At 56.7% G+C, this 15,851-nt stretch carries 13 protein-coding genes; 3 read left to right on the forward strand and 10 right to left on the reverse strand.

Going from position 1 to position 15,851, the window contains the following annotated elements; genetic code table 11:
- Positions 1 to 90 precede the first annotated feature (90 nt).
- The 4 genes from C0039_RS07355 to C0039_RS07370 all read right to left on the reverse strand — a co-directional run bounded on the left by C0039_RS07355 (position 91) and on the right by C0039_RS07370 (position 4,818).
- A complete protein-coding gene (locus C0039_RS07355; RefSeq protein ID WP_243391573.1) occupies positions 91 to 1,173 on the reverse strand; it encodes an SAM-dependent methyltransferase in 1,083 nt (360 codons plus the stop codon).
- Positions 1,170 to 2,405, reverse strand: coding sequence for a cytochrome P450 (locus C0039_RS07360; protein WP_243391574.1), 1,236 nt, complete (start codon positions 2,403 to 2,405; stop codon positions 1,170 to 1,172). The genes C0039_RS07355 and C0039_RS07360 overlap by 4 nt, the downstream gene beginning before the upstream one ends.
- Positions 2,406 to 2,496: 91 nt before the next feature.
- A complete protein-coding gene (locus tag C0039_RS07365) occupies positions 2,497 to 3,543 on the reverse strand; it encodes a DUF21 domain-containing protein (protein ID WP_076000905.1) in 1,047 nt (348 codons plus the stop codon).
- 66 nt (positions 3,544 to 3,609) lie between these two features.
- Positions 3,610 to 4,818: a magnesium transporter gene (locus C0039_RS07370; protein WP_243391575.1), complete on the reverse strand. Its 1,209-nt coding sequence runs from the start codon at positions 4,816 to 4,818 to the stop codon at positions 3,610 to 3,612.
- 483 nt (positions 4,819 to 5,301) lie between these two features.
- Between C0039_RS07370 and bamJ the strand changes: the two genes are divergently transcribed.
- Positions 5,302 to 5,778, forward strand: coding sequence for a BamJ family beta-barrel-assembly machinery protein (gene bamJ, locus C0039_RS07375; RefSeq protein ID WP_076000908.1), 477 nt, complete (start codon positions 5,302 to 5,304; stop codon positions 5,776 to 5,778).
- A gap of 31 nt (positions 5,779 to 5,809) precedes the next feature.
- Here the strand turns inward: bamJ and C0039_RS07380 are convergent, their stop codons facing one another.
- Genes C0039_RS07380 through C0039_RS07390 form a run of 3 tightly spaced genes read right to left on the reverse strand, consistent with a single transcriptional unit; the run spans position 5,810 to position 8,031 of the window.
- Positions 5,810 to 6,166 (reverse strand): DUF6164 family protein, encoded by a 357-nt coding sequence (locus C0039_RS07380; protein ID WP_076000909.1) that lies wholly within the window; start codon positions 6,164 to 6,166, stop codon positions 5,810 to 5,812.
- Between the two features lie 44 nt (positions 6,167 to 6,210).
- Positions 6,211 to 6,858 carry a TetR/AcrR family transcriptional regulator gene (locus tag C0039_RS07385; protein WP_101517709.1) on the reverse strand — a complete coding sequence of 216 codons (648 nt, stop codon included), beginning with the start codon at positions 6,856 to 6,858 and terminating at the stop codon, positions 6,211 to 6,213.
- Between the two features lie 30 nt (positions 6,859 to 6,888).
- Positions 6,889 to 8,031, reverse strand: a complete 1,143-nt coding sequence (locus tag C0039_RS07390) for a cytochrome P450 (protein WP_101517710.1) — start codon at positions 8,029 to 8,031, stop codon at positions 6,889 to 6,891.
- 492 nt (positions 8,032 to 8,523) lie between these two features.
- On the opposite strand from C0039_RS07390, the gene C0039_RS07395 reads away from it, so the two are divergent.
- On the forward strand, positions 8,524 to 10,653 hold the full coding sequence (locus C0039_RS07395; RefSeq protein WP_101517711.1) for a winged helix-turn-helix domain-containing protein: 2,130 nt from the start codon (positions 8,524 to 8,526) through the stop codon (positions 10,651 to 10,653).
- A gap of 334 nt (positions 10,654 to 10,987) precedes the next feature.
- Positions 10,988 to 12,001: an SMP-30/gluconolactonase/LRE family protein gene (locus C0039_RS07400; RefSeq protein ID WP_101517712.1), complete on the forward strand. Its 1,014-nt coding sequence runs from the start codon at positions 10,988 to 10,990 to the stop codon at positions 11,999 to 12,001.
- 68 nt (positions 12,002 to 12,069) lie between these two features.
- Here the strand turns inward: C0039_RS07400 and C0039_RS07405 are convergent, their stop codons facing one another.
- The 3 genes from C0039_RS07405 to C0039_RS07415 form a co-directional block, all read right to left on the reverse strand.
- Entirely contained in the window at positions 12,070 to 13,425 is a 1,356-nt protein-coding gene (locus tag C0039_RS07405; RefSeq protein WP_101517713.1) for a metal-dependent hydrolase family protein, read from the reverse strand.
- A 426-nt stretch (positions 13,426 to 13,851) separates the two neighbouring features.
- Positions 13,852 to 14,631, reverse strand: a complete 780-nt coding sequence (locus tag C0039_RS07410) for a hypothetical protein (protein ID WP_076000916.1) — start codon at positions 14,629 to 14,631, stop codon at positions 13,852 to 13,854.
- A 160-nt stretch (positions 14,632 to 14,791) separates the two neighbouring features.
- Positions 14,792 to 15,850, reverse strand: a complete 1,059-nt coding sequence (locus C0039_RS07415; protein ID WP_165787059.1) for an AraC family transcriptional regulator — start codon at positions 15,848 to 15,850, stop codon at positions 14,792 to 14,794.
- Between the last annotated feature and the right edge of the window lies 1 nt (position 15,851).

Here is a 15,851-nt window from a genome sequence, read left to right on the forward strand (position 1 = left end):
GCGATTGCCGGCCTGGAATGCGGCGAAAGAGTAGCCGTGGGCAGCTGCATGTGCCGTATAGCTACGGATGTGGCTATCAATAGATAGTGCTCAAGGGGCGTGCTGCAGCAACTCATAGTTGAACCTTGGATAGTTGCCAGGCTGGTAGCTCACTTTTACGTGCTCGCCGCCAGTCAACGGTGCCAGATCGTGACACTTCATGGGCAGGGTAATCTCTGATTCATAGTCATCCAGGCAATAACCTTCGAAGACGACGATGTGCGTGAACAGGGCCGGGTCCAGTTGGGTGATGCCCTCCATGTGTGGAATCACCAGGGTGGTTGACCCCAGTTCCCACGTTTCTGTCACGGGGCGGTAGCTGGCGTTTTGCAGTTGATGGGCCGCAGTTTCAGGCGACAAACTGAGAACGGTAGCAATGTGGTAACGCCTCTGCAGGTTTTTCATATCATTTCTTCCGGCCTGTTGTGCCATCTTCCTTGCGTATTGCAGGTCGGCCAGGCCAAAAGTGATGTCTATCTTCTGTGGAATAAACACACCGCCGGGCAACAGTTGCGGTGCGAGGTTGGCGGTAACTGCAAATTGTGGCTCCTGCTCCAGAGACTTCTGCATGGTCTCGGCGATAACGAGGTGCAACTCGCGGGGGTGTTGATAGTCACAGGCGTCGGCCTGGATTCTGTGAACCGAGTGATCAGAAAAGTCCAGTTGCGCCAGTAGCCTTTCGACGCTGTCCAGAGAGCGCTGGTGAACGTCCAGCAGATGAATATTGAGTTCGCCTGCGCTGAATTTTACCAGCAGCGGCAGTAGCAGGGTGGCATAGGGGCCACACCCGGCGTAAAGAATTTCCAGGGGAGCATCACAGAAGCGTTGTTGCAGTTTGCCTATCGCTGCGTAGACGCCGCGTAGATAAGTGACACTGCGCTGGTAGTCCAGCACGCAATGCGCCGCAGCCTGTGGATTGATAGCGACTCCGCTTGCCAGCAGTGCGTCGTCGGCCCAGGCGTCAAAGCTGGGGTCAGGTCGCACACCGCCTATATCAGCGCAGAGCGAGGCAAAGCCATTCAGGGCCTTGCGCAATGCGTCGGGGGTACTTCCTTCATCCAGGATACAATCGCAAATAGCATCGATGTTCATGGCAGTGACGAGCTTGTTCCCAGACTTGGGTGTGGTGTTCACACTGGGTGCAACACCACAGGCAGCGACGTATAGCCCATCACGAAATTGGAGTGAACGCGCTCGGGTTCCCCAACGACCTCGATGCGTGCAAAGCGCTGCAGGATTTCCTCCCACAGAATACGAAGTTGCATTTCTGCCAGGCGATTGCCCATGCAGCGGTGGATGCCAAAGCCAAACGAAATGTGGTGGCGGGGATTGGCGCGGTCGATAATAAAGTCATCGGGATTGTCGATGGCCTTCTCATCCCGGTTGCCGGAGATGTACCACATCACCACCCGGTCTCCCTTTTTAATCAACTTTCCGCCCAGTTCCACATCTTGCGTGGCCTTGCGTCGCATATGACCCAGAGGCGTTTGCCAGCGAATCACCTCCGACACCATGCTGGTGATAAGAGAGGTGTCGGCCCTGAGTTTGGCAAATTGAGCCGGGTTCTCATGCAATGCCAGCACCGAGCCAGTGATTGAATTGCGGGTAGTATCGTTGCCGCCGACAATGAGTAGAATCAGGTTGCCCAGAAACTCAATAGGCTCCATGTCCCGGGTGGCGGGGTCGTGAGCCAGCATGGAGATAAAATCGAACTTTGGCGGCGCCTCTGCGCGTTCTTTCCACAGTCTGGAAAAGTACTCCAGGCACTCCATCAGAATCGCTTCTCGCTCCTGTTCAGAGATCATTCCGCCCACGTTGGGGCCAGACGTGGACACGTCAGACCAGTAGGTGAGCCTGGCGCGGTCTTCAAAGGGAAAGTCGAACAGGGTGGCCAGCATGCGCGTCGTCAGCTCTATCGACACTCTTTCAACCCAGTTGAACGGTTCACCTACCGGCAGGGAGTCCAGAATCTCCACCACCCGCGAGCGAATCAGCGATTCCATTTCCGCCAGCCGCTGCGGTGCGACAACAGGCTGGACTGCCTTGCGTTGCTCATCGTGTCGTGGCGGGTCCATGGCGATGAACATGGGGGGCTCGAAGTCTGTTTCCGGCACGCCTATGCCAATGGACGGATAGGAAGAAAACAGATCATGGTGGGTATCGACAAACACGATGTCATCGAAGCGGGTTACGCTCCAGTAGGGGCCAAACTCCCCACCCTCAACAAAGTGTACCGGGTCCTCTTCGCGCAGGCGTTTGAAGTATTCCCAGTGATACTGCTTGCGGAAAAGTTCGGGGATGGCGGGGTCTATATCCGCAAGTTGGAGGCTATAAGGGTCGGCTGGAACCTGTTGCTCATTGTCCACGATGCGTTGCTCTCCGTGATTGAAGCAGTGCCCTAATCATAGGCGGTTTTGCGTATACGTCCAGACGTGTGCTGCCAATCGCCGGGCTGGATCAGGCGACTCCTGATGCCTTGATACCCTTCAATAGTTTCCCGAGCACATCTGCACCGGTAATGATCCTGGGCTGGTCACCCCAGATCAAAACCGCGTCGTAATCGATGGCGCCGTCCTCTATCTCCGAACTGCTGGGAATCGATTTAAGGTAGCTGATAACTTCACCGATGGACTTGTCGGCGTCGCGGATGACCAGGGGGCGCCGGCAGTAGCTATAGATATCGTAAGGTTTGTCGAGATCGAGCAGGGCTGCTCGTAATGCAGCGTCCGCGTCCAGAAGTAGCTGCGGGTTACCCAGTTCGTCTGCGAGCACCACCCAGTGGTGTCCGCTGGCGTTTACCATTTGCAGGAACGGGTCTTCCACGTTGCGGTCAACCTCGGGAATCAGCGGCAGGTCCACCTTGGTTGGCAGGCGGATAATTGATTTGGCATCTACCAGCTCACCCTCTTCGGTAACCTTGATGTCATCGATGTTGAGAAAGTTAAGGGCACCCCTTCCTTCGATCTCGTCCAACTCCGACTCGTCGGCTTCCATATGCGCATGGATCATTGAGATCAGCTCTTTCTCATGCAGGTAGTCGATGCCTTCTTTTCCCAGCCATTTATCGAGGAACCATGCACAGGGCTTCGCCACCGGCGACAGAATGAACTGGTAGAAGCGCAAAACCGGGGCGAGTAGCGATGCCATGCGCAGCGCGTTACGTGAAAAATATGCCTGCGGGAGAATCTCGCCAAAAATCGTGATGAATACGGTCGAGAATATGAATGCCATGATGCCGGCGAGCGCGGAATCAGACAAAAGCGTCAACAGGACGTTGATACCCACATTGCCCCAGAGGATTGTGGTCAGCAGAAAGTTGGAATCATGGCGGACTTCAAGCACCTTGCCCGCGGCCTCGTTGCCTTGCTGCATTTCGACTTCGAGTTGCAGTCGGCTCAGTGAGAAGAAGGCGAGATTCAGCCCGGAAAACATCGCAGACTGGGAAATACAGAATACGATGCCGATCCACAGTAATGTGTTGGTATCAAGGCCGAAAAGGCTCATCAATGGATATCCTCAGAAAAATACTGGTGTGCAACACGCCAGGCAAAGTGCCGGGGCGTGTCGCGCTCACATCAGCAGAGTAGTCGCCAGGGCGAGCATAAGCCCCATGCCCAGGATGTCAGTGAAAGTGGTCAGGAAAATACTGCTGGCCATCGCGGGGTCGGCGCCAAATCGTCGCAGTGTGAGGGGAACAAGCACACCGAAGATGCCGCTGCCTATGCAAGCACCGATCATGGCGATAAGAATCACGGCGGCTAAAATGATCGGGTCGCCGGCGTCGCTCATACTCGCATAAAGGTACATGGCCAGCGCTGCAATCAGCCCAACAAAGAAACCGTTCAGGGCCCCGAGAATAATCTCCTTTCTCAGTAGTTTACCCACGGATATGTTTGCCAGTTCACCCAGTGTCATGCTTCTCAAGGTAATGGCCAGTGCCTGGCAGCCAGTGTTGCCACTCTGCCCGGCCAGAACAGGTAAAAAAGCGGCCAGCGCCACTATGCGTGTAATCGTATCTTCAAACATACCCACAACGAAGGCAGCCGCGAAGGCTGTCAACAGGTTCACCTGTAGCCAGGGGTGTCGCATAAGGAATGCCTTGAATATAGGCGTGGAGACACGTTCCTCGCGATCTACACCGACCATCGAACCAGCCTGTCCGCTGAGTTCAGTGGCAACATACTCAAAGAGCCTCCAGCCGTAGACCAGGCCGACCAGAATTCCGGCGTCATCTACCACCGGATACAGGCGGTGTCGCTTCGCCAGTGCCGCGGCAATGGCCTCTGGCATTTTGACAGCCGGCGTAAAGACAAAGGCCTCCCGCTCCATGATCTCTTCCATCGTCTGTCCGGGACGGGCTAGCAAAAGATCTCGCATGGCGACAACGCCCAGAAGTTTTCCTGACTCACCCGTAACGTAGATATACGTTACTGTGGTAACGGGGTGCATTTTTACAACGTAGTCCAGCGCCATGGCTACCGTGGTGTCCGCTGACAAGACAGCAAACGGTTCGATCATCAAATCGGCAACGGTTCCGCCTACGCTTTGTATAGCGTCAGCTGAATCGGGGGTTGCGAGTGAGTCAGGGGGGGCATCTTGAGAGTTGGTGTCAGAGGCCAGGTGAGAGGCGATTTTCAGGGCCGTAGCAGCGGGAAGCTGGCTTAGCATGTCCTCGATCTCTGCGGGCGTACCCCGCGCCAGCAGTGAGGCCGCAATCACCGGGTCCATTTTTGTATAAGCCTGAGCGTCACTGCTGATGGCGTTTTCTTCAGTATTCATATGATAAATACCCTCATCGTGTTGCGGATCTGAAGTGGCAGTATTTGAATGCCTACCAAGCGAGGGCAGAATGACTTGTTGCGCCCAGACAGCCGGGTGAGACGAGTACTGCCCACAGCTCGCGAGACGGCCAATATGGCTAGCTGCATATCGGTCTTTTTCATTGCTTACAATGGCCTTGCACACTATCAGTGAATGTAGTTGGTGCGCAATCTTTCTTACGCAGCCGGCCTGCGGGGTGAGCCCATGCCCGCACGCAGGTGCGCTGTAAATAGCCCCAGTGAGCCAATCTTCCAGAAGAACCCGGGGTTGTGAGGTCGCATATCTCCCCGTGGCAGGTTTGCGGGATCGGAGACTTCGACCGAGCAGGCATGCCGAATATCACGAGCAGGGAGGCGGTTTCCCTTTAGCAGAAATAAAACTTTCTTCAGGGTAGAATGCTTGCCGTTAACCCGTCTTGTCAGTCATCCAGTAGGTGTTTCTGTGTTCAAACTTGTTGTTATCCTGATCCTCATTGGCCTGTTTTTTGTCTTCTACCAATATACATCCGGCAATAAGAAGGCAGCGCTAGAGAACAAGCAAAAAGGAGTGGAATTTCTGGCCGCCAACAGGGGTTTGGACGGCGTGGAAACAACCGATTCCGGTTTGCAGTACAAAGTACTGCAGCAGGGTACTGGCCATCAGCACCCGAAAGCGAATGATACGGTCAAAGTGCATTACCACGGGACCTTGCTTGACGGCTCTGTCTTCGATAGCTCGGTGGAACGTGGCGAACCTATTGAGTTCAGCCTTCACCAGGTGATTCGAGGATGGACAGAAGGTTTACAGTTGATGGTAGTAGGGGAAAAGACCCGTTTGTTTATCCCCAGCGAGTTGGCCTATGGCGACCGTGCGGCAGGGTCTATCGGGCCGGGATCAACCTTGATCTTCGATGTGGAACTGCTGGAGATCAACCCGTAGGTGTTGTCTCCGCGTGACAACTTGTTGCGAACTAATCCGACAGGAATTTGATAAACGGGGAGAGGGTAAGAAACAGAACGGTCACCGCCAGTACGCTGTAAAAGATTACATTCAGTGGTGACTGCCTGAAGCGCTCACTAAACGTTTCAGGCGGGGCCTCGATCTTCAGCTCTTCAAAATAGCGCTGACGCTCAAGTTGGTAAGCGTCGATCAACTCGCGGGCACGGGCCTTGTCGTTCTCATTCACCAACCACAAGCCTGCGACTGAAACACCCCAGCGGCCTGCGGAGGTTTCATAGCTGTCCAGCGCATTGTCTGTTAACAAATTGCGAATATCCTGCGCCTCCTCGTCGGACACGCCATTCAAACGGAAGATCAGTACCGCCATTTTCTTGCTCCAGCTCCCCGGTAGTCGTCGCTCGGTGCGTTAGCTTAACCCAGGCGCAGTCGCATTGCCTCGATCAGCATCGGCATACCGATGTCCACCAGCGGCGTCTGCGCAGACATCATCAGCTCCTCCGCCATGTCGCGGTCGGCTGCACTTTCGCTGTTTACCAGTTGCTGGATGTAACTACCCATGAGTCCCACGCGAGTCTCGCCGTCCAGCGCCACGCTGGCGCGAATGGAGGCGGCACCGACCACCAGTTGGGTCATGGCCATGTAGGCCTGCAGGGTATCCCTGGGGGTGAATCCGGCATTGATCAGCTTGGTTTTGAAGGAGTCGGTGACGCGCAGCGCCTGCTCACCGTAGCGAATGCCGCCCAGTGCCGAAATCCAGTTCACTTCACCGGCCAGCGCCCGGTACATGCCCCTGGCGAGGCACTGTACCCACTCATCCCAGGGAAGCTCGTCCGCTGGGTAGACGTCTGAGCGAGCGATAAATGCATCCAGCGTGGCGGCCATGAGTTCGTCTTTGTTGGCAAAGTGCTTGTATACCGCCATGGGGCTCACCCCCATATGGGTCGCTACCTTGCGCATGGACAGTCTGGCGGGGCCCTCGCTGTGAATAAGTGCCAGGGCCGCGTCCAGGTATGCCTGTCGCGTCTTGTATTTCGGTTTGCTGGTCACGGCCTTGTTCATGGGCAGTGGGCTGCTGTCTTTCGGCAACTGTCAGGCACGAATGGTGAGTGCGGCGTAACCTCGCGCCCAGTGTGACAAACGCCATCGCGATTCGATGACCTCGTACTCGGGGTATTTTTGCAGCAGACGCGGAAAGAATGCTCGCGACTCCGCCCGGGCGATATGCTGCCCGATGCACTTGTGCAGGCCGAATCCCAGGGCGAGGTGATCCTTGTTGGCCCGTTCGATATCGAATGTTTCGGGGTCGGGATAATGATCCGGGTCGTGGTTGGCCGCTGCAAACACCAGGCTGATTTCCTCTCCCGCAGGGATTGTCGTGCCATGTAACTCGAGGTCCGCCGTAAGGCGTCGCGGCAGGCCCTGCGCGGGGGGTTCCATACGCAGCATCTCTTCGATGGCGCCGTCGATAAGCTGTGGATTCTCGATGAGCTTGCGCCGCTGTTCAGGGAACCGCGCCAGCAGGCCAGTGCCGTTGCCGAGCAGGTTGATGGTGGTATCCACCCCGGCAAAGCCCAGGCAGTTAGCGAAAATCGATACCTCTTCTGCGGTCAACACGCCTGCCTGTTCCCTCGCCACCAGCCAGCTTAAGTGATCGTTGCCTGGATGATTCCGTTTTTCCTCCAGCACGTGCTGGACCATGGCCGCGAAGTCATCCAGTACCTGCAGGGCTACCGTCGCGCTGGGCTGTGCGTCAGATGCCGGGTCGGCTCCCATCAGTATCTCGCCCAGCGCGTGCCAATGCCCCGCCTCGGACTCGGGGAAGCCGAGAAAACGGGTCATAAACAGCTGCGGCAGGCGCAATATCACATTGGAATACAGGTCGATATCGCCTGCTGCGGGCAGCTCATTGAACAGGTCGTCGGCGATTGATTGGATCATCGGCGTCAATTGCTCGGCCACGCCACGGTTGAACTCGCCGATAACCGCCTTGCGCACGGTGGCGTGGCGCTCACCGTCACTGGTCGCCAGGCTGGGGATATAGCTGTGCCCGGTCTCGCCGTTCAGGGTGCCCTCGGGATGACGCAACAGCCGGCGTACATCGTCGTAGCGCGTGATCATCCAGATATTGCGGCTGGCATCGAAATACACCGGGTGATCACGCCTCAGTACCTCATAACGGCTATAGAGATCGTTGTGATACTCGGGGGAAAGTACATCTACGATGGCACTCATTCGCTGGCCTCTCCTGTCCTGCGCTGGAAAGCTGTCAGCAGACTATAATTTCCATGGTGTACGCTGTAAACCTTTGTCTGCGGGTATAGGGGTAGGCAGACGGTTAATAGAGCGTGGGTTTACCTGCAGGTTCTGTTGTCTGGCCTTGCTGCGCCATCACCGTTTTCGAAGCTACTGCCTGGTGAACCGCCGCGGCGTCGGCTGCTTCCAGAATCCGTTTATCGATGCCTATACCGATGCCGTGGGGCAGTTCAGCCCTGGCACGCCGCAAGTGTTGAAGAGATTATGGCTGCGTTACAGTCGCGTTGTAGGGATCTACCTTAAGCTAGGGTGACGACGGCCCAGGCTGGTTGATTTTCTGCTAACATCATCAACCATGTCGCTGGGGTAGGCTCTGGTGCACGGCGTTGGTTTTAATTCTGGTTTGCATGCATCATGCTCCGATAATCGGGGAGGCCCCCTGGGTATCCACCAATGGACTATAAGTGGTAGATGAATCAACAGCTCGGCGATACTAAAGATAAACCCGGTTCAGCCCAACCTCCGCACTATGCCTTCGGCCACTGGCACTTCAATGCTGACTCCGGTGATGTAACGGATGGGGAAAAAACGACCCGCCTTGAGCCGCGGGTATCGAGGTTGTTGGCTTACTTCCTCTCGCATCAAGACAGGCTTATCACGCGCGATGAGTTGATGGCCGCTGTCTGGGAGAATCGCATCGTTTCGGACGATGCGATTAATCGTAGCGTTTCCATTTTAAGGCAGACGCTCTCGCCAGATGACAAGAGTGCCTATATAGAAACGGTGATTCGCAAAGGCTACGTCGCCCACTTTCCCGCGGCAACTGCCGCTGAGCCCGACTTGGAATCCAAACCCGGTCGCCGGGGGTTCCCCCTGCTGGCCGCTATCGCGGTGTTGGCTGGACTCCTGGCGATCGCCGTCTATGTGGCCACGGGCACCGACGATGACTCAAGTCCCGTCGTCGCGCAGACCAGCATAGCGGAGCCGCCCATGGTTGCGGTACTGCCGTTTACGACGGCCAGTCCAACGCGCGACAGTGCTTTCTTTGCTGACGGTGTGCACGATGACCTGCTCACCCAGTTGAGTAAACTGGATTCTGTGCGAGTGATCTCCAGCACGTCAATGAGAGCGTATCGGGACGTCAGCAGGAACCTGCGCGAGATAGGCGAAGAACTGGGGGCAGACATCATTCTGGAGGGCAGTGTACAAGCCGCAGCGGGACAGATTCGCATCAATGCGCAGCTGATTGACGCGCGCACGGACGAACACCTGTGGGCCGAAACCTACGATCGCCCGTTGACCACTGAAAGTCTCTTTGCTGTCCAGAGCGAGATCGCGCTCGCCATTACAGATGCGCTTGATACTACCTTGAGCCGCGAAAACAGCAGACAGCTGGCGATTCTACCAACTGATAATATGGCCGCTTACCGGGCCTACCATGAGGCGGTGCAGTTAAGGCATGCCTCTGGTGCAAACCTTTCGCGCCCGGTGTATTTGCAGGCGCTGGAGAGAGCTGTTGAGCTTGATCCGAACTTCAGTCGCGCCTGGGCTGAATTGGTGAGCACACTCGCCTATCTGAACTTCTCCGGTAACAATCCACAAATGACGCTGCGGGCGGAGCAGGCGCTGCAGCACCTGCAGGCTATAGCGCCGGGGTCGTCTGACCACCTGATCGGTCAGGCAGCTTATGTCTACTATGCCCTCAGGGACTATGACCAGGCCCATACACTTATTTACCAGGCGCTGGAGCTGGCGCCCAGTGACGTCAATGCTATCCAGCTGAAGTCCTGGATTGAGCGACGTCAGGGGGACTTCAGTGCGTCTGTCGATTCGCAGTACCAGGCACGCAGACTGGATCCCAGAAACCCGGCCTTGAATGATGCGCTGTTGATGCGCCTGTTTTTCAGTCACCGCTACGATGAGGCCTGGGCAGAGGCGCAAAATTCACCCGGGGAGACGTATACAAGCGGTTATCTTCTGGCGCTACAGCGCTTTAGGGAGAACAGGGATTTCGTACAATTGCTGGAATCGACCCGGCAACTGTGTCGATTCAGTGAAGAACCCGATTGCGGGTGGGGTGTCTACATCGCCAACCGGGATTACCCCCTGGCACTGGCCGCTCTGGAACCTGCCAACAACAGGGCAGGGACCCGGACCGACACTCAGCGGTTGTCCCAGGCCGGCCGGCGTCGCATATTTACGCTTTGGTTGATGCAGGATGACACATTACTCAGCGAGAGACTGCCGCAAAGGCAGAGTCAACTGGCGCTGCAGGAAGTGCTCAGTCAGTACCGCAGCGAAGATGACCTGATCAATGCGGCGCTACTCGCTGGTGTCGCCGGGAATACCGCTGACGCTGAAGCTCTGATCGAGCGCTGGGAACGGCAGACGCCAGCAGATTGGGCCGAACGCATGGCCTATCGGCATGAGGTTTGCCGCATGTTGGGGATGATGGCGGCAACTGAATCGGCTGTCAGCTGTCTCAGGAAAGGCTTCGCGGAGCCGAGTTGGGTCATGCCTTTTTGGGAGCCTTACCTGCCCTTTTACGACGCCATTCGAGAGCAACAGGCTTTTATCGATATGTTGCAGGAGATCGACTGAATCGGCTCGCCTGCGCCCGGGCGCAGTCTGACCTGCCCTCTTTACCGGAGACCCCCACGCACTTCAAGACGCGCGGTTTCGCACCCTCCTGGCCGCGTCCGGCCGGATTGCACCAGGACAGTGCATCCGTGGGCGTAAAACCACCTGAAGCACCAGGGTCGGCGAGACATCAGTAAGACATCAGCGCTTCGTAAGGCGCTCCCGACGGCTGCGCCGCATACTTTAAGCCGATAACCCGAGTTTGTCGGGCTATCGCCGCCAGGGTGCACTAGACCAGATAATAACGTACACCCTGGCGGCAGCACAGTCATCGAAACGACTATCGAGGTGAATCATGTACAAGAAACTAGCAGTGATAATGGCGGCCGCAGCAGCCTGGGCACTACCCTTCCAGGCCGCCCAGGCAGACAATCAGTCCATCCCTGAGGGCGCAGCCTTTGGCAAGCGCGTGCCTGCGCTCAATGGTGCACCCCCGGAAGGGTTTACCATCGGCGTGGGCAAGGCGGCATACAATGGCTCTGTCGACGGATCGATTTACAAGGTCAACCTGGCCAGCGGCGAAGGAGAGGTACTGGTACCCGCCGAGCCCGGCTTCGATTTGTTTGCCGGAGACTGTTTCAAACTGGGCATGCGGGTGGACCCGCGCACCAATTACCTTTTTGTAGCCGGTTGTCAGGTCGGCAATGCTTATGTCTATGATGCTCAAACCGGTGAAGAAATCACCCAGTATGAGCTGGCACCCTTTGGCACGGTCATCAACGACCTCGTCATCACCCGGCGCGCGGTGTATTTCACCGATTTCACCGGCCCTTTCCTGTACCAGTTGCCGCTGTCAGCCAATGGAGAGATACCCGGGCCCGGGGCATCCATGCCGATTCCACTGACCGGCAGCGACCCCGACGACCCCCTGGGAACGCCCCAGACCGCCAATGGCATTGTCGTGCTGGGTGACGGCAAGACACTGATCATAGGGGACTCCTCCAGCGCACAGATCTACCGGGTAGACCCAGGGACCGGGGTTTCGGACCGGATTATTCTGGATACACCGCTGCAGGGCTTCATCGACGGTATCGTGCGCGACAACGCACGCTTGTACATTCTGTCACCGGCCAATCCGGAAGACCCCGAGGATGTGGACCGGATCTACGTGGTGCGCCTCGATAAAGGCATGGCGACTGGAAAACTGATGGGCGTTATCACCGATGATGACCTGGATGGCGTTGCCAGCGGCGCAATCCTCGGCAACTCGCTGTACGTCAACAACGCGCGCTATACCACCTTCCCGGAAGCGGACACCGAGTACTGGCTGACCCGACTGAAAATCAAATCTACCCGTTGGCATCCGTAGCCGCATAGTGAAAGACGGCGCGCGTTGCAGCGCGCCATTCGGCAACCACGTTAGCGAAGTCTCAGCGTCTACAAGGTGTTCTTGTAGATCGTCCCATCCTTCATGATCAGCTTGAAATTGTTTTCCGGGTCGCCAACCAGGTCGAGATTTTCCAGCGGGTTGCCGTCCACCAGGATCATATCGGCATAGGCGCCTTCATCGATCACCCCCAGCGGGCCGTCGGGGTAGGGCGTCAGTTTACCCGAGAGCTTCAGCAGGTCGGCATTGTCGCAGGTTGCCATTTTCAGTGCTTCGAAGGGTGTGAACCATTTTTGCAGCTTCGTCAGTTGCGCGCCCTGGCGCTTGGCCAGGTCAGCGCTGAACAGCGTATCCGTGCCGAAGGCGATTTTGACCCCCAGTTTCTTGGCGTTGGTATAGACGAAATCCGTGCCGTTAATAACAGACATGTATTTCTCTTTCTGGAACTCGTTCAGTGCGGGTGCGTCCTCATCGTCCATAAAGGGCTGCATGCTGAGCCACACGCCTTCCTTTTTCATGCGTTTGAGGCTGTCCAATGTGGCCATATGGCCGTGTTCTATGCTTTTTACGCCGGCGTCGATGGAGTGGGCCACGGCCTCGTTATTGATCGCGTGGGTGAGTACGTAGGTCCCCCAATTGTCCGCCGCTTCGACAGCTGCCTTGAGTTCTTCCTGAGTGAACTGCTTGGTGTGAATCGGGTCGTAGGCAGAGGTCACGCCGCCTCCTGCCATCAGCTTGATTTGTGTTGCGCCTTGCATCAGGTTCTCGCGCACCCGCTTTAATACCTCGGGTACGCCGTCTGCGATATAGAACTGGTCAGCGGTCTCAAAGGGGTGAAGTTTGTCCGGCGTGGCAGGTACATCGCGTGTCATACGAAAATCCATATGGCCGGCGGTCTGGGAAATCGCGGGGCCAGAGGGGAACACCCTGGGGCCTACAATCATGCCCTGATCAGTAGCGGTGGCGATGTCAAACATGGGGCCGGCGGTATCGCGCACGGTGGTGAATCCGCGATAGAGCGTATCGCGCTGCGCCACCGACGTCTTCAGGTTCCAGTAGCCTTCATTGGTGGTCATCATCTCGCCGATTGTGGCGGTGGCGTACATGCCGTGCCAGTGCGCGTCGATCAGGCCCGGAATCAGCGTGTGCCCCTTGCCGTTGATCTCCACGGCACCCTCCGGGGCTTCCACGTCGGGCGCTATGCGCGCAATCATGTTCCCCGAGACCAGCACATCCGCATCCGCCAGCTGCTCTGAGCAGCCGCTGAAGACTTTTGCGTCGCGTATGACGACATGCGCATGCTTGACACCGTAACCGAAGGCGCCTTCCTGTGCATTCGCGCGACCCCCGGTCACAGCAACCAGAATGGCGGAGAAAATCGCCGTTGTTACAAACACCTGTTTCATAGTCTTTCCCTGGGTTGTGTGATTTCAGTGTGACGCCAGTGATTACCTGGCGGGCCCCGATAGCGCCGCCAGCAGTGCCACCAGCGGTGCCTTCAGCTTCCGTGACCGGGGCCTGTGAGCTAACCGCCGAATTGAACGCGAAAGCTCGATAGCCTAGAAAGCACGTAAAGTTTTAACACACTGCCATCTTTTTCACTTGTTCTAGGTGGACAAAAATATCTCATCAGTTTGTAGCAGCCTTGCTGCAATATCGGTCAGCTGCGGATAAGTTGCGAGGGCTGTGAGCGGAGATGTCGACCTGTTTCGAAGAAGAGACTTTCACCTTCTGCCTTTGGCCAACAAAACTCGCCTGGTTCAGGTGTTTCGCTCGCGATTCGATCATTGCTTAGTCTTCGTTACCCGTTCAGGTTTAATGGTGCGCTACTTTCACCGGTAGCGGCGCGCGTGCTGACTAAGAAGTAGTTCGCAGCGCCCCGTGGCTTTGCGAATGCGTTCGCGGATCGATGCTCCGCGGTTGGTTTCGGCCAGGAGCGGGCTGGAATGTGCTGCACAGAGATTTTCAGCATCGCCCCAGGCCTCAGCGATTTCCGCCGCCCACTCCCTGAACTCTGCTGCTGCCCCGTCGCGCTTTTCCAGCGCCATCGCAAGGGTAGGGTGAAAGCTGACCCGGTCGCGCAGGCCCACCAGGCTCAGCAGCCGAGGGAGGCGAATACACATCAGGGTGTCGTCTACGTGGATGGTGCCTGATGCGCGGTGATAGGCCAGTACAGATGCAAAGTGAACGTTTTCATTGGCGGAAATAAAGTCAACGCCGCGCGGGATAGAAAAATCGAGATCGTCGGAGTACCAGTCATGGAGTTCCTGGTCTTCGCTGCGCACTTCTTCCCAGGGCAGATCGGGGAATAGGTCCAGGTGCCGCTGGGTCCCATGAAGACGTGCCTCGGGGAACAATTCGTGCATGCGCTCCACGTGTATCGTGTGGAAGGGGTGCAAATTCAATATGGCTTCTATCTCGCCACCGTCCAGGATAGCGTCGATTTCGCTTGCGAGGGATTCACCGATTGCATAGGAATCCAGAAGCACGAAACTGCCGTTGTCCAGCCGGACGAGTGAGGCCTGAGTGCCAATGTCCACCACCCCACCGATGCGGAAGGAGCCCCGGATGTTCCAGAAGTTCTCCGCTACCTGAATAATTTTGTCGGCCATCTTTCACCTTCTATACGCTTGGAATCGGCACTGCGCCCCTGAGCAGCGAGCTATCTCCCTCAGTGTAGCGCACACCAGGCCAACAGGGGACAGACCACGGTTATGATAACGCGGTTGTCGATTTAACTAATGCTACAACGGTGGCGGTTCAAGCGGAGGGCTAGTGTGTGCCAGGCCGGCTCTGTCTGTAACGCTGCGGTGACAGTCCGGTCAGGCGGCGAAAAGCGCGAGTAAAATTCGAGGGATCACTGTATCCCAGCGATGCGGCGATCTCGGCAACGGGTGCATCGGAATCGATTAGCCAGTCTTTAGCGAGACCCGTTCTGGTTTCAGCCAATAACCCTGTAAAGGTATAGCCGGACCCGGCGAGGCGACGTTGCAGGGTGCGCGGACTCATACCTGCTATTTCCGCAGCGAGCTCTATGGTTGGGTTTTGGTCGCCCACCAGCGTGATGAGAAGCTGTTCGACGGAGGCCTTGAAACCAACAGGTATCGGTTCACCCGGAACAGGCGATGCGCGCCCGGTGTCTGCCACGTTGGTGCGGGTCTCAGGCTTTGAGCGTTGCAGGAGTGAACGGGGAAAGGTAAAGGAGGAGTAGGGCGCGCCTGTGACAATTTGTGCATTACCAAACATTCGTCGATCTCCGAACAGATCTTCGTTACCCGCCAGCAGGCGGACTTCGCCGGGGTTCCATGCTGCGTCGATAAACTGACGCAGCATGGATATGGTGATCACCAATGTGTAAACGTCAGCGAGACAGCGACCGAGACCCGGAGGACCCGGTAAATGCTGGTTGAGACGTACATTGTCGGCTTCTTCACTGATCCAGAACCGTTCGCCGCTGCTCAAGGCCCCAATCAGACGAATACCGGTGCGCAGATACTCACTTACTGTTGATGCGTTCTGCAGTGTTGCTCCGAAAGCACCCAGGTCAAATGCAGAGGTCTGCTCTCCGACAAGTGCACTGATATCCCGGATTTTTTCCTGCCGGGAGGCCAACTCGATAAATCGATAGATCGACAGCACCGGCAGCAGCGCCTCCGGGTCATCAAGTTGGCTACTGGAAATCTGCGCCTTGTTCAGCAAACGGGTCATTGGCGTGCCGATGCTTTGAAGAAAGTCGACAAAGGGTGCTACAGCGCTGGCACGTGCAAAGGGCACAAACGCTACAGGTTTCGTCCTGCAGCGAGTATAGAAAACCTGATCTTTATCAAGCATC

The organism is Pseudohalioglobus lutimaris, from assembly GCF_002866825.1.
Lineage (GTDB): Bacteria > Pseudomonadota > Gammaproteobacteria > Pseudomonadales > Halieaceae > Halioglobus > Halioglobus lutimaris.

What these genes read in the sequence shown, in the direction of transcription:
- C0039_RS07415 (WP_165787059.1), bottom strand. Translation starts at nt 15,850, where the DNA reads ATGCTTGATAAAGATCAGGTTTTCTATACTCGCTGCAGGACGAAACCT.
- C0039_RS07380 (WP_076000909.1), bottom strand. Translation starts at nt 6,166, where the DNA reads ATGGCGGTACTGATCTTCCGTTTGAATGGCGTGTCCGACGAGGAGGCG.
- C0039_RS07365 (WP_076000905.1), bottom strand. Translation starts at nt 3,543, where the DNA reads ATGAGCCTTTTCGGCCTTGATACCAACACATTACTGTGGATCGGCATC.
- C0039_RS07385 (WP_101517709.1), bottom strand. Translation starts at nt 6,858, where the DNA reads ATGAACAAGGCCGTGACCAGCAAACCGAAATACAAGACGCGACAGGCA.
- C0039_RS07390 (WP_101517710.1), bottom strand. Translation starts at nt 8,031, where the DNA reads ATGAGTGCCATCGTAGATGTACTTTCCCCCGAGTATCACAACGATCTC.
- C0039_RS07410 (WP_076000916.1), bottom strand. Translation starts at nt 14,631, where the DNA reads ATGGCCGACAAAATTATTCAGGTAGCGGAGAACTTCTGGAACATCCGG.
- C0039_RS07405 (WP_101517713.1), bottom strand. Translation starts at nt 13,425, where the DNA reads ATGAAACAGGTGTTTGTAACAACGGCGATTTTCTCCGCCATTCTGGTT.
- C0039_RS07370 (WP_243391575.1), bottom strand. Translation starts at nt 4,818, where the DNA reads ATGAATACTGAAGAAAACGCCATCAGCAGTGACGCTCAGGCTTATACA.
- C0039_RS07395 (WP_101517711.1), top strand. Translation starts at nt 8,524, where the DNA reads ATGAATCAACAGCTCGGCGATACTAAAGATAAACCCGGTTCAGCCCAA.
- C0039_RS07400 (WP_101517712.1), top strand. Translation starts at nt 10,988, where the DNA reads ATGTACAAGAAACTAGCAGTGATAATGGCGGCCGCAGCAGCCTGGGCA.